12 protein-coding genes are annotated in these 12,934 nt (G+C 64.1%); 2 read left to right on the top strand and 10 right to left on the bottom strand.

Going from position 1 to position 12,934, the window contains the following annotated elements:
• Positions 1–40 precede the first annotated feature (40 nt).
• The 10 genes from ACZI8Q_RS01440 to ACZI8Q_RS01485 form a co-directional block, all read right to left on the bottom strand.
• Positions 41–2,428: a RelA/SpoT family protein gene (locus ACZI8Q_RS01440; protein WP_463371718.1), complete on the bottom strand. Its 2,388-nt coding sequence runs from the start codon at positions 2,426–2,428 to the stop codon at positions 41–43.
• Between the two features lie 76 nt (positions 2,429–2,504).
• A complete protein-coding gene (locus ACZI8Q_RS01445; RefSeq protein ID WP_463371719.1) occupies positions 2,505–3,056 on the bottom strand; it encodes an adenine phosphoribosyltransferase in 552 nt (183 codons plus the stop codon).
• Positions 3,053–4,804, bottom strand: a complete 1,752-nt coding sequence (locus ACZI8Q_RS01450; protein ID WP_463371720.1) for an ABC transporter substrate-binding protein — start codon at positions 4,802–4,804, stop codon at positions 3,053–3,055. The genes ACZI8Q_RS01445 and ACZI8Q_RS01450 overlap by 4 nt, the downstream gene beginning before the upstream one ends.
• A gap of 3 nt (positions 4,805–4,807) precedes the next feature.
• Entirely contained in the window at positions 4,808–6,007 is a 1,200-nt protein-coding gene (gene secF / locus ACZI8Q_RS01455) for a protein translocase subunit SecF (RefSeq protein ID WP_463371721.1), read from the bottom strand.
• Positions 6,004–7,746: a protein translocase subunit SecD gene (gene secD / locus ACZI8Q_RS01460; protein WP_463371722.1), complete on the bottom strand. Its 1,743-nt coding sequence runs from the start codon at positions 7,744–7,746 to the stop codon at positions 6,004–6,006. Before secD ends, secF begins: the two co-directional genes overlap by 4 nt.
• A 101-nt stretch (positions 7,747–7,847) precedes the next feature.
• On the bottom strand, positions 7,848–8,219 hold the full coding sequence (gene yajC, locus ACZI8Q_RS01465) for a preprotein translocase subunit YajC (RefSeq protein WP_463371723.1): 372 nt from the start codon (positions 8,217–8,219) through the stop codon (positions 7,848–7,850).
• An 85-nt stretch (positions 8,220–8,304) separates the two neighbouring features.
• Complete coding sequence (gene ruvB, locus ACZI8Q_RS01470; protein WP_463371724.1) at positions 8,305–9,393, bottom strand: Holliday junction branch migration DNA helicase RuvB; 1,089 nt, start codon at positions 9,391–9,393, stop codon at positions 8,305–8,307.
• Positions 9,390–10,010 carry a Holliday junction branch migration protein RuvA gene (ruvA, locus tag ACZI8Q_RS01475; RefSeq protein WP_463371725.1) on the bottom strand — a complete coding sequence of 207 codons (621 nt, stop codon included), beginning with the start codon at positions 10,008–10,010 and terminating at the stop codon, positions 9,390–9,392. The genes ruvB and ruvA overlap by 4 nt, the downstream gene beginning before the upstream one ends.
• Positions 10,007–10,588, bottom strand: coding sequence for a crossover junction endodeoxyribonuclease RuvC (ruvC, locus tag ACZI8Q_RS01480; protein ID WP_463371726.1), 582 nt, complete (start codon positions 10,586–10,588; stop codon positions 10,007–10,009). Before ruvC ends, ruvA begins: the two co-directional genes overlap by 4 nt.
• A 152-nt stretch (positions 10,589–10,740) precedes the next feature.
• A complete protein-coding gene (locus ACZI8Q_RS01485; RefSeq protein WP_463371727.1) occupies positions 10,741–11,496 on the bottom strand; it encodes a YebC/PmpR family DNA-binding transcriptional regulator in 756 nt (251 codons plus the stop codon).
• 158 nt (positions 11,497–11,654) lie between these two features.
• On the opposite strand from ACZI8Q_RS01485, the gene ACZI8Q_RS01490 reads away from it, so the two are divergent.
• Positions 11,655–12,011 (top strand): GntR family transcriptional regulator, encoded by a 357-nt coding sequence (locus tag ACZI8Q_RS01490; protein ID WP_463371728.1) that lies wholly within the window; start codon positions 11,655–11,657, stop codon positions 12,009–12,011.
• The gene (locus ACZI8Q_RS01495) at positions 12,008–12,928 is read left to right on the top strand and encodes a hypothetical protein (RefSeq protein WP_463371729.1); all 921 of its coding nucleotides are present in this window, start codon (positions 12,008–12,010) and stop codon (positions 12,926–12,928) included. The genes ACZI8Q_RS01490 and ACZI8Q_RS01495 overlap by 4 nt, the downstream gene beginning before the upstream one ends.
• Positions 12,929–12,934: the final 6 nt, after the last annotated feature.

A 12,934-nucleotide genomic window follows, 5' to 3' on the forward strand; every position in this document is an offset into this window, starting at 1 on the left:
TTCGTCGCTGCGGTCGTGGTGTCCAGCAGGGTGCGCTGACCTAGGCTGCGGACGTCACGCGGTACACGTCGTACACACCCTCGACGTTCCGGACCACGTTCAAGACATGCCCCAGGTGTTTCGGGTCGCCCATCTCGAACGTGAACTTGCTGACCGCCACTCGATCACCGGAGGTGGTCACCGATGCCGACAGGATGTTGACCTTCTCGTCGGCGAGCGCCTTGGTCACGTCGGACAGCAGTCGATGCCGGTCGAGTGCCTCGATCTGAATGGCCACCAGGAACACCGACGACGGTGAGGGCGCCCACTCGACCTCGATGATGCGTTCGGATTGCTCTTGCAGCGAATCGGCGTTGGTGCAGTCCGTGCGGTGCACGCTCACGGATCCGCCCCTGGTGACGAATCCCATGATCTCGTCACCGGGCACCGGCGTGCAGCACTTGGCGAGTTTGGCGACGGTGCCCGGCGCTCCCGGTACGAGTATGCCCGCATCACCTGGCGTGCGCGGACGCATCGGAACCGTGGAGGGGGTGGAACGCTCCGCCAACTCCTCTTCGACGTCACCGACTCCGCCGAGGTGCGCCACGAGACGCTGCACGACGTGTTGCGCCGAAACATGATGCTCGCCCACCGCGGTGTACAGCGCAGACACGTCCGCATATCGAAGCTCGTGGGAAATCGACGCCACCGACTCCGCACTCATCAGCCGCTGCAACGGCAGGCCGACACGTCGCACTTCTTTTGCAATTGCTTCTTTACCGTGCTCGAGCGCTTCCTCGCGCCGTTCCTTCGCAAACCACTGCCGAATCTTGGTCTTGGCGCGGGGAGAGACCACGAACGATTGCCAGTCACGGCTCGGGCCCGCGTTCGCCGCCTTCGACGTGAACACCTCGACCACTTCGCCGTTGTCGAGTTTCCGTTCGAGTGCGACGAGCCGGCCGTTCACACGCGCACCGATACACCGGTGCCCCACTTCGGTGTGCACCGCATATGCGAAGTCCACCGGTGTGGAGCCGGTCGGCAAGGTGACGACATCGCCCTTGGGTGTGAAGACGAAGATCTCCTTGACTGCCAGGTCGTACCGCAAGGACTCGAGGAATTCGCCGGGATCCGCGGCCTCGCGCTGCCAGTCGAGCAATTGCCGCATCCACGCCATGTCGTCGACCTCGGCGACGTCACCGGAATGACGGCCCTTGGTTTCCTTGTACCGCCAGTGCGCTGCGATGCCGAACTCGGCGGTGCGATGCATTTCGTGGGTACGAATCTGCACCTCGAGTGGTTTTCCCTCGGGCCCCACCACCGTGGTGTGAAGCGACTGGTACACACCGAAGCGGGGTTGCGCGATGTAATCCTTGAAGCGTCCTGCCATCGGTTGCCACAGCGAATGCACGACGCCGACCGCGGCGTAGCAGTCCCGCACCTCGTCACAGAGAATCCGAACTCCGACGAGGTCGTGGATGTCGTCGAAGTCCCGCCCCTTGACGATCATCTTCTGATAGATCGACCAGTAGTGCTTCGGCCTCCCCTCGACGACCGCGCTGATGCGGGAAGCGCTGAGGGTCGTGTTGATCTCGGCTCGAACCTTTGCCAGGTAGGTATCACGCGACGGCGCCCGATCTGCGACCAGACGCACGATCTCGTCGTACTTCTTGGGGTGGAGGATCGCGAATGACAAGTCTTCGAGTTCCCACTTGACCGTCGCCATGCCCAGACGATGAGCCAACGGCGCGATCACTTCCAGCGTTTCGCGTGCTTTTCGGGCCTGCTTCTCGGGCGGCAGGAAACGCATCGTTCGCATGTTGTGAAGACGGTCGGCAACCTTGATCACCAGCACCCGCGGATCGCGTGCCATCGCGATGATCATCTTGCGGATGGTTTCCCCCTCGGCCGCATTACCGAGGACCACCTTGTCGAGTTTCGTGACACCGTCGACGAGATGGGCGACCTCGTCGCCGAATTCACGCGTCAGCTGGTCGAGCGAGTATCCGGTGTCCTCGACGGTGTCGTGCAGCAATGCCGCCACCAACGTGGTGGTGTCCATGCCGAGCTCGGCGAGGATGCTCGCCACCGCCAGCGGATGAGTGATATACGGGTCGCCCGACTTGCGTCGCTGACTCGCGTGCCGCTCCTCGGCTACATCGTACGCACGCTGGAGCAGCGCAAGATCCGCTTTCGGATACAACTCGCGGTGCAAACTGACGAGCGGCTCGAGCACCGGACGGATCGTGGTGTTGCGCTGACCTGTGATTCTGCGCGCCAACCTGGCCCGAACACGTCGCGAAGCCGATGTGGACACACTTACACTCTGACCACTTTTCGCCACGTCGGCGTTCGAGTTCTCTGCCGAGCCAGGTGGCTTCGACGCAGCCCCGTTCCGGGGTTCGGTCTCGCGCGAATCCCGGTTCTGCGACACGGGGTTGTGGGCCATACCGTCACCTCCTCCACACGAATGGCTCCGGCGCGTTCGTGCTACCGCTGACGTTTTACGGAATCAACATTAATACTCACACTGTCGACACGGAGAACAGCGGATACTTTTCGAGGTGTCGACGTCCACCGAGCGCAGCGATCTCGAGGACGACACACACACCGACCACCTGTGCACCTGCGGATTCGACCAGGCGAGCAGTGGCAGCCAGGGTTCCTCCGGTGGCCAACACGTCATCGACGACGAGGACACGCTTACCCCGCAAGTCGACCGCAGAGGCTGGAATCTCGAGGGTGGACGATCCGTATTCGAGAGAGTACGACTCCGCGATAACCGGTGGTGGCAGCTTGCCTGACTTTCGTACGGCCACGACGCCCGCACCCAACGCGAGGCCGACGCCGCCGCCCAACAGAAATCCGCGGGCGTCGATCGCGGCGATCGCATCAACTTGCGAAGCGCACGCGGCGAACTCGTCCACGACCGACCTGTATGCGTCGGCGTTCGCGAACACCGGCGTGAGGTCGGCGAACCGTACCCCTGCGTCGGGGAAGTCGTCGACCCAGTGGGTCAAGCGGCGGACCGCCTCGGCGGCGGTGGTGGTGGTGCGTCCCGCCGTATACTCACTCATCCGCGCAGCACCCATCTGTCCATGTTCCACCCGGCGCCCGCTCGCGTTCCATTGGGCAGCACCACGCTCATACCGTTCCCGAAGGCATTGATTCTCGGTTGCTCGAACAGAGGAACGGTCGGAACCTCGTTCCACAGAATGTTCTCGGCTTCGGTCGAAATGTTCAGTCGCGTTTCGGTGCCGCCATCCACGGCCAACTGGTCGACGATCTGATCGATCCGCCCGTTTCCGTATCCCCCGAAGTTCGATCCGCTCCCGGTACGCAGCGCGTAGGCAGCGGTCGTCGGCGCAGCCGTACCACCTGCACCTTGCACCCCCGCCGTTCCGCCGAGTACCGCGTCCACCAGTCCTTCCCGCAACATGGTGGGACGGAAGTCCGGAGAGCTCGCATCCTCGACTGTGATGCCGGCCGGACCGCATGCTGCGGAAACGGCCTCGACGATTGCGGCCCTGCGCGCATCCGGCGCGAGGTATCCGACACGAACGGTCATACCGTCGAGGCCCGCCGAATCGAGTTCTCTGCGCACCGCGTCGGGATCGGGCTGTCGATACCGACCTCCGGCAGTCGCCGCCACCGCGGGATAGATCAGCGTGTCGGGTGCTGTGAAGCGCGCATCGACAGGGCCGTCGACCCGCATCTTCAGTTCTTCGGCACCTGCCGGCGAACCGAAGTCGGCGGCGAGGTCGTCGCGCGGAATGCACGCTGCGAATGCACGCCGTGCCGCAGCCGACGCGAGGTCCCCCTCGGTCGAGAGTACGAACTGCTCGAGATTCCGGGACACCACTTCGATCACGTCGAATCCGTCGAGATCGAGTCCGTCGACCGAACCGGCGGCAACGTCGACCACGTGCACGTCACCGTTGTCGATGTGGGACTTCAGCTGGTCGGATTTGGGCCACACGACGATGCGTGACGTCTCGGGCTTGTTTCCCCACCACAGCTCGTTCGCGGTCAGCACCAGACCGTCGTCCTCGCTGTAGGACTCGATCTCGTACGGACCGGACGAAGGAAACAGCGCCAGGTCCAGCTCACCCGGGACGAGGTTCCACCCGGTATTCCAGAAGTCGGCAATCCTCGCCAATGCCTCCATGTCCGAGTTCTGGACGGCGGCGACCACATCGGTTCCCGTCGCAGTACCCACCACGTGCGCGGGCATGATCGCGGTGGCACCGAACAACGATCGCCAATCGACGAACGACCTACCCGGTTCGAACACCACCAAGGCTTCCTTCGCACCAGGACGGCAGTCGACACGCTGAATATCCGAGTAACCAGCCGTACTCGCAGCGTCGAACAACTGTTGTCCGTCCGCCGTGAAGTTTCCGCTGTTCGCTGCCCAGGTGAGCACAAGGTCGTCACACGTCAACGGCACGCCATCGGAATACACGGCTGACTTGTTGATCGTGTACGAGACGGTCAGGGTCTCGCCGGGGACCGGTCTGGCCGTCCCGATGTCCGTGTCCGCGATCGGTCCACCTTCGGGGCCCGTGAACGTGAACCCTGGAAGGACCCGCCCGAACGCCTGCCTGGCGCCCGAAGCAGCGCCGTCGACGGTGCCCGCGTTGTACGTCGTGATGGTGTTGTCGATCGCGTAGCCGATCGACGGAATCTGCTCACCTTCCGACGAACACGACACGACCGCGCTCGCAACGAGTGCTGTCGCCAACACCCCGACCGCCGGCGCTGCGATCCGCCGCCCGCGTCGGCAATCGGTGGCCGGGGTCGGCTCGACCTGTGATTCGGGCATGTATCAGTGCCTTCTCTTGTGTCGCTTCCCGGTTGGTCGCGCACCCGGTAAGGGTGCGCCCGAAGAGGGCAACGGCCCGTGCCCTGCCACTGCTACCGAATCGGATGCCAGTGGTGACGCCGCGCTCGCCGCTTCTCGTTTGGCGAGCACCTTCCGTGTGTGACCTGCCACCGGCCCCCACCGCTCCTTGATCGACACCAGCAACGGGGTAGCGAAGAAGATCGACGAGTACGCGCCGACGACGATGCCGACCAACTGCACGAGAGCCAGGTCCTTCAGGGTTCCCACACCCAGCATCCACACCGCCACCACCATCAACGCGATGACGGGAAGAACCGAGATCACCGTGGTGTTGATCGAACGCATCAACGTCTGGTTCACCGCGAGGTTGGCCTGCTCCGCGTACGTGCGACGGTGCAAGTGCAAGATCCCTCTCGTGTTCTCCTCGACCTTGTCGAATACCACCACCGAGTCGTACAGCGAGAAGCCGAGAATGGTCAGGAGGCCGATCACGGTGGCGGGAGTGACCTCGAAACCCACGATCGCGTACACACCGGCAGTGACGATCATGTCGAAGAACAACGCCGCGATCGCCGCAATCGCCATGTCGCGTTCGAATCGGATCGCGATGTACACACTCACGATGACGAGGAACACCAGAAGGGCGATCAGCGCCTTGTCGGTGACCTGGCCACCCCAGGTTTCGCTGACGTCGGCGAAACTGATCGAGTTCTTGTCGGGCACACCGTCGACGCCCTCGGGCTCGAACTCTGCGAACAGCGCGTCCTGCAGTGTGCGGATCTGAGTGTTGTCGAGTGTCTCGGACCGAATCTGCACGGTCGCGGTGGCTCCTGAGCCCACCACCTGCACGGCCTCGCTCTCGAAGCCGAGCGCGTCCGAGAACACCGATTCGACTTGGCTGGTGTCGATATCGTCACCGGCCGGGAACTGGATCCGCGACCCACCTTCGAAATCGATTCCCAGGGTGAATCCGCGGATCGCGATGCCGAGGATCGCGATCAACACGATCGAGGCGGTCAACAGGTAGTAGAAGCGCCGTCGGCCCACTACTTGGAACGCTCCTGTACCCGTGTACAGGCGAGACAGCACACTGTGTCGAGGCATGGACCGCTGGTCGACACCGGTATCCGTCAAGACGGACCCGGAGCCGTTTCCGGACTCTGTCGTGGTCGGTTCGCTCATGCTCGTGACTCCTTCGCCGACGCGCCGGCAACCTTGCGTTCCCTGGCAACCTGCTGCACTGCGCCCAGCCCGTTGACTCCCGGCTTCGACCAGAACGCGGAGCGGGACGCGAGATGGACCAGCGGCCAGGTCACCAAGAACACGACGACGACGTCGAGGATCGTGGTGAGGCCGAGTGTGAATGCGAACCCGCGAACCTGTCCGACTGCCAGTACGTACAGAACGGCTGCGGCGATGAAGCTCACCGCGTTACCGGACAGGATCGTCCGCCGGGCTCGCGCCCAGCCGCGCGGAACGGCCGAGCGGAAGCTGCGACCCTCACGCATCTCGTCCTTGATCCTCTCGAAGAACACGACGAACGAGTCTGCTGTCATACCGATACCGATGATCAGGCCGGCGATGCCCGCCAGATCCAGGGTGAAATTGATGTAACGGCCGAGCAACACCATGATCGCGTACACCGCGAGTCCCGACAGCACCAACGACAACGCTGTGAGTACACCGAGCATCCGGTAATACAAGAGCGCATACAGGAAGACGCAGATCAACCCCACGAGCCCGGCGATGAGACCGGCCTCGAGCGATGCCAGCCCCAGTGTTGCCGACACGGTCTCGGCCTCCGATGCCGCGAAGGACAGTGGCAGCGAGCCGTACTTCAGCGTGTTCGCCAGCTCCCTGGCCTCATCTGCGTTGAACGTACCGGTAATCGAGGTGGCACTGCCCACGGGAGTTGCTCCCTGAATCTGCGGCGCACTGACGACCTTGGAATCGAGCGTGAACGCAGCCTGCTTCCCGATGTTCTCCCGGGTGAACTTCGCCCAGGTCTCACTTCCCGCCGAATCGAACGACAGGCTGACTTCGTGCCTCGACTGTTGCATGTTGTATCCGGAGCTGGCGTCGTCTATCTGCTGACCGTCGATGATCGACGGGCCGAGCAGGTACACCGCTGTCCCTTCCGTGTCGCAGGCGACGAGCGGAAGCTCGGGATCGTCGTTGCCTCGCAGCGGATCGGGAACCGAGCAGTCCAGTGAGGCCATGGCCTGTTGCTGAACCGCCGGATCGGTGCTCTGGCGCAGTTCGCGTGCCTGCGATATTTCGTCGGACGCATCGGGCGTCTGCTCACCCGTCGCCTGCTCACCCGTCGCCTGCTCGTCCCCTGGTGCGGGGCTCGGCTCCGGGGTGTTCGGGTCCTGCGCCGGGAAGGGACGATTCTGTGGTTGCGGCGCATCCGCTCCCCCAGCCTCGGGTGCAGGAGCTTCGGCGGCCGGTGCAGGTGCTTCGCCGGGTACGGGTGCTTCGCCCGGCGCGGGTGCTCCGCCAGGCGCAGGTGCCGGAGTTGGAGCGGGCGCCGCCGTACCGGGAGCCCGAACCGACAGCACAGGCCGGACGTACAACCGCGCAGTCTGGCCGAGAGTTCGCGCCTGGTCGCCGTCGTCGCCCGGCACCGTGATCACGAGGTTGTCACCGTCGATCACCACCTCGGATCCGCTGACGCCGAGACCGTTCACACGTGTTTCGATGATCTGCTGCGCCTGGCGAAGACTCTCCTCTGTCGGAGCGCTCCCGTCAGGGGTGCGTGCGGTCAGCGTGACACGCGTTCCGCCCTGCAGATCGATGCCGAGTTTCGGCGTCGGGGATTTGTCGCCAGTGAAGAACACCAGGGCATACAACGCCGCGATCAACACCGCAAAAACGGTGAGGTACCGGGCGGGATGCACCGATCCGCTGGAAGGTGCCACGATCTCTATGTCTCCTCGGTACTTACAGTTCGATGGAAATTACGCGTCTAGCGGGACTTACCCGTCTATCGAGGGGTCAGGCCACTACGGGCCCGAGTCGATCATTCCTTCGCCGAGCGCGAACTTCCTACGTCGGAACCGTGTTCCAGGGCCGACGAGGCGTTCTCTTCGACGACGGCGCCGGTCTGTGGGTCCGAACCGTCCTGCTCGTCGGAGTCCTCGTCCACCAGGTGCTCGCGGACGACGGCTCGAGACCACGTGGTGACCACGCCTGGAGCTACCTCGAGGTCCATCGTGGTGTCGGTCAATCCTGCAACCGTCCCGTGAAGGCCTGCTGTGGTGAGAATCCGATCGCCTACCTGCAGCGAATCCTGCAGCTCGGCGGCCTCGGCCATCGCCTTCTTCTGCCGGCGCATGCCCAGGAACATCGGTACGAGCAGGGCAAGGATCAGGAGCGGGAAAAGATAGTCCATCTTTGTGTCAACCTCAGGAGAGTCGCGGAAATCGTCGCCACTTCGGTCCCGGATGGACCGACGCAGTACACCAGTGTGCCATCCCTCAGAACAACGGTGCTTGTGGCTCGTTGACACGGACGTCGATTCCGCTGGCTGTTGCGTCCGGAGGCGGGGTGAGACCCAGCTGCGACCAGGCGGCGGCGGTGGCCACCCGACCCCGTGGCGTGCGGGCCACCAACCCTGCCCGAACCAGAAACGGCTCGCATACCTCTTCCACCGTGGACGGCTCCTCCCCCACGGCCACCGCCAGCGTCGAGACACCGACTGGGCCACCCCCGAAGCTGCGCACCAATGCACTCAGGACTGCCCGGTCGAGGCGGTCGAGACCGAGCTGATCGACGTCGTAGACGGCCAGAGCGGCACGCGCCACCTCGCGGGTGACCACGCCGTCAGCGCGAACCTCCGCGTAATCGCGTACCCGTCGCAGCAGGCGATTCGCAATACGGGGCGTGCCACGGGATCGACCGGCAATCTCCGAACTGGCGGCGTCTCCGAGTTCGACCCCGAGAATTCCCGCCGACCGAAGCAGAATCTCCTGCAATTCGGTCGGTTCGTAGAAATCCATGTGGGCCGTGAAACCGAAACGATCACGCAACGGCCCCGTCAATGCACCCGACCGGGTGGTGGCACCGACGAGCGTGAAGGGTGCGACCTCGAGCGGAATGGACGTCGCACCCGGCCCCTTGCCCACCACGACGTCGACCCTGAAATCCTCCATGGCCAGGTACAGCATCTCCTCGGCAGGCCGCGCGATGCGGTGAATCTCATCGATGAAGAGCACGTCGCCCTCCATGAGATTGCTGAGCATCGCTGCGAGATCACCAGCCCGTTCGAGCGCCGGACCGGAGGTCAGCCGCAAGGAGGTGCCGAGTTCGGCGGCAATGATCATCGCCATGCTCGTCTTGCCGAGGCCAGGCGGACCGGACAGCAGGATGTGGTCGGGAGCACTGCCGCGCTGCTTTGCGCCGGACAGGACGAGTTGCAATTGCTCACGCACTCGCGGTTGGCCGATGAAATCGCCGAGAGACTTCGGGCGCAGACTGCCTTCGATGTCCCCGTCTCCCGGGACCAGGTCCGGTGAGACCTGTGATTCGCTCGCGGACGCGTCGGGTTCTTCGGCCGGTACGTTCATCGCGACTTACCCAGGTACGACAGGGCCGAGCGCAGGGCACGGGACGTATCGGCTTCCGGTTCGTTCGCGAGCACGGCGTCTGTTGCCGGTTCTGCCTGCTTCAGGGTGAAGCCGAGCCCGACGAGTGCTTCCACAATCTGTTCACGAACCGACCCAGGTGTGATCGCCCCGGACGGAACCGGCCCGCCGGAAGTAGCGGACCCGTCGGACCGAACGAGTGCGTCGACCTTGTCACGCAACTCCACCACCATTCGTTCGGCACCGCGTTTGCCGATTCCCGGCACTCGCGTCAACGCCGACACGTCGCCTTCGGCAAGGGCCGCGCGGAGCGCGTCTGGTTCGAGAACCGACAGCGTGGCCATCGCCAGCCGCGGACCGACACCCGACACCGTCTGCAGTAGGCCGAAGAGCTCTCTCGACTCACTGTCCGCAAACCCGTACAGGGTCATCGAATCCTCGCGCACGATCATCGCGGTGACGAGCCGGGTTTCGGACCCGCGCGTCAGCGAACCGAGCGTGACGGGGGTGGCGTTGATTCGGTACCCGACACCCGCCGACTCGATCACCACGTGGTCGAGAGCGATGTCGAGCACCTCTCCCCGTACGGAGGCGATCATCGTGTACCTGCCTTCTTCGTTCGAGTGCGTGCCTGGGCCAGCCGTGACTGATAACGACGCTTCTGTTCGGCCGCAGCGGCTTCCGCCCTCGCCATCCGTTCGATCATGGGCGCGCGCCAGCAATGACAGACTGCCAGAGCCAGAGCATCGGCAGCATCCGCCGGTTTCGGCGCCGTCTCCAACTCGAGAATCCGCGTGATCATGACAGTCACCTGCGCCTTGTCAGCGGAACCACTTCCGGTCACGGCGGCTTTCACTTCGCTCGGGGTGTGAAAGCACACCGGGATCCCTCTGCGCGCCGCGGCCAGTGCCACTACGCCGCCAGCTTGTGCCGTGCCCATCGCCGTCCGGACGTTGTGCTGCGAGAACACCCGCTCCACGGCAACCACATCGGGTTGATATCGGTCCATCCACGACTCGGCGGCCTCGGATATCCGCAGCAACCGCACAGCGAGGTCGAGATCGGCGGGTGTCCGGACGACGTCGACGGCCACCGGCGAAACGGTTCGGCCCTTGCCACCGTCGACGACACCGAAGCCGCACCGCGTCAGTCCAGGATCGACCCCGAACACTCGCACACGAACCCCTCTCGACTCCGAACAGTTGTTCGACAGCCTAGCGGTGGGGTCGGACCATATCGTGAATCAACACGCGGCCACCGACGATGCAGCCGAGGCCGGAGCGGCGAGTGGGTGAACCGCCCAGCGATCCACCCGCTCGCACATCGAGATCAGTCCTCGTCGAGCTCCGCGAGCACCTCGTCGGAAAGGTCGATGTTCGTGTACACGTTCTGGACGTCGTCCGAATCCTCGAGGGCATCCACCAACTTGAAGATCTTACGGGCAGCGTCGACGTCGACGGGAACCTCCACCGAGGCCCTGAAGTCCGCCTCAGCGGAGTCGTAGTCGATGCCCGCTTCCACCAGCGCCGTCCGAACTGCGACGAGATCGCCTGGCTCGCTCACGATCTCGAAGTTCTCACCGAGATCTGTGACCTCTTCCGCGCCGGCATCGAGAACTGCGCCGAGGACATCATCCTCGGACTGCTCGCCCTTCTCCAGGGTGACGACCCCCTTGCGGGTGAACAGGTAGGCGACGGAGCCCGGGTCGGCCATGTTGCCGCCGTTGCGCGTCATCGCGGTGCGAACCTCGCCGGCCGCACGGTTGCGGTTGTCGGTGAGGCACTCGATGAGTACCGCGACGCCGTTGGGTCCGTAGCCCTCGTACATGATGGTCTGCCAGTCGGCACCGCCGGCTTCTTCACCTGCACCACGCTTGCGCGCCCGCTCGATATTGTCGTTGGGGACCGACGTCTTCTTCGCTTTCTGGATGGCGTCGTACAGAGTGGGATTGCCCGCCGGGTCGCCACCGCCGGTACGAGCCGCCACCTCGATATTTTTGACCAGCTTCGCGAATGCCTTGCCACGTTTGGCATCGATTGCGGCCTTCTTATGCTTGGTGGTGGCCCATTTGGAGTGGCCGCTCATGCGTTTCAAGCCCCTTTCCCGCTGTGTTCCACACGCCGTATGCGCGTTTACAGACTTGTTGATGCTACCCGCACTTTCAGCGCGTACGAAGGTGCCGCCTGGACGCACGTCTACCCCCACTTGATCAGTTGCAGCATTTGTTTGCATATAATGCAAACATGTTGATGCGGATCGACCACGGTTCGAACGTCCCATTGGGCGAGCAGATCGCCGCGAACGTTCGAGGAGCGCTAATACGTGGCGACGTGAAGCCGGGAGACCGTCTGCCCTCTGCTCGCGCGCTGGCGGACTCGGTCGACGTGAACCTTCACACGGTCCTGCGCGCCTATGCCGTGCTTCGAGACGAGGGTCTGATCGAGTTGCGCCGTGGCCGCGGTGCTGTGATCCGCACCGACACCAACTCTGCTCGCACGGCGCTCGCCGAGACTGCGAAAGCTTTCGTGCGCGAAGCCCGAAGACAGGGCCTCGACACCGACACGATGCTCGAGACGATAAGGGAGACCGCTGGATCATGACCCCCCGAAACCGCCTGATCACGATTGCCACGCTGACCGCACTACCGTTGCTCGCATTGATACTCGCCCGCGTGAATTGGGCAGAGACCCTACCTCCGTCCATGGCGGTGCATTGGTCGGGCGCGGAACCCGACCGCTATGGCAGCCCGAACACATACTTCTGGTTCGCACTCGGCGTGTCCCTGTTCGCCACCGTCGCCGCGGCGGTAGTGGCCGCTCGGTCGAGCACGAACGCCGCACTCTGGCTCCCTGCCGCTGTGATGGTCTCGTGGACCATGGCGTCGACCTGGATACTGAGCGTCGCACTCACCCAGAACGCAGGCAGACCGGAAGACGCACGAATCGGAGCATGGATCCTCATCCCGCTGCTCGGGATCCCCTTGGCGGCAACGGCGTACAAGTATGCGCCGCGTCCCGCACAGACCTCGGACGCTGCAGTTCCGGTCTTGGCCACTCCCCTGTCCACCACCGAACGCGCCGTCTGGACCGGCCACGTACACGGTCGTTGGGCGGGCGCACTCACCCTCCCGATGGCCCTGGCCGCGACGGTGTCCGGCCTCATGGGAGCCTGGTGGATGACCGTGCTGTTCACAGCCCTGGTATTTGTCGGTGGCGCGTTCACCGCGATCACGGTTCGAATCGACCGGCGTGGGCTGTCCATCTCGTCCTGGGGCGTGCGCTGGAAACTGGTGCCGCTGAACACGATCGCCACGGCCTCGGCAGATCACATCAGTCCCGCACATTGGGGAGGGTGGGGCTACCGAGCCTCACCCCAGGGGACCGCAATTCTGGTTCGCTCCGGCGAAGGCATCGTCATGACCAAACGCGGCGGTCGCACGTTCGCCGTCACCGTCGACTCCGCGAGTACCGGCGCGGCTCTGCTCAACTCGCTGATAGCGGCCGAATCGGCGCACTGACGGAGG

Source organism: Rhodococcus quanlei, from assembly GCF_055231015.1.

Bases quoted from the DNA above. Each gene is read 5' to 3' on its own strand.
- ruvA (WP_463371725.1), bottom strand. From the start codon at position 10,010: ATGATCGCCTCCGTACGGGGAGAGGTGCTCGACATCGCTCTCGACCAC.
- ACZI8Q_RS01490 (WP_463371728.1), top strand. From the start codon at position 11,655: ATGTTGATGCGGATCGACCACGGTTCGAACGTCCCATTGGGCGAGCAG.
- ruvB (WP_463371724.1), bottom strand. From the start codon at position 9,393: ATGAACGTACCGGCCGAAGAACCCGACGCGTCCGCGAGCGAATCACAG.
- yajC (WP_463371723.1), bottom strand. From the start codon at position 8,219: ATGGACTATCTTTTCCCGCTCCTGATCCTTGCCCTGCTCGTACCGATG.
- ACZI8Q_RS01445 (WP_463371719.1), bottom strand. From the start codon at position 3,056: ATGAGTGAGTATACGGCGGGACGCACCACCACCACCGCCGCCGAGGCG.
- ACZI8Q_RS01495 (WP_463371729.1), top strand. From the start codon at position 12,008: ATGACCCCCCGAAACCGCCTGATCACGATTGCCACGCTGACCGCACTA.
- ACZI8Q_RS01440 (WP_463371718.1), bottom strand. From the start codon at position 2,428: ATGGCCCACAACCCCGTGTCGCAGAACCGGGATTCGCGCGAGACCGAA.
- secF (WP_463371721.1), bottom strand. From the start codon at position 6,007: ATGAGCGAACCGACCACGACAGAGTCCGGAAACGGCTCCGGGTCCGTC.
- ACZI8Q_RS01485 (WP_463371727.1), bottom strand. From the start codon at position 11,496: ATGAGCGGCCACTCCAAATGGGCCACCACCAAGCATAAGAAGGCCGCA.
- ACZI8Q_RS01450 (WP_463371720.1), bottom strand. From the start codon at position 4,804: ATGCCCGAATCACAGGTCGAGCCGACCCCGGCCACCGATTGCCGACGC.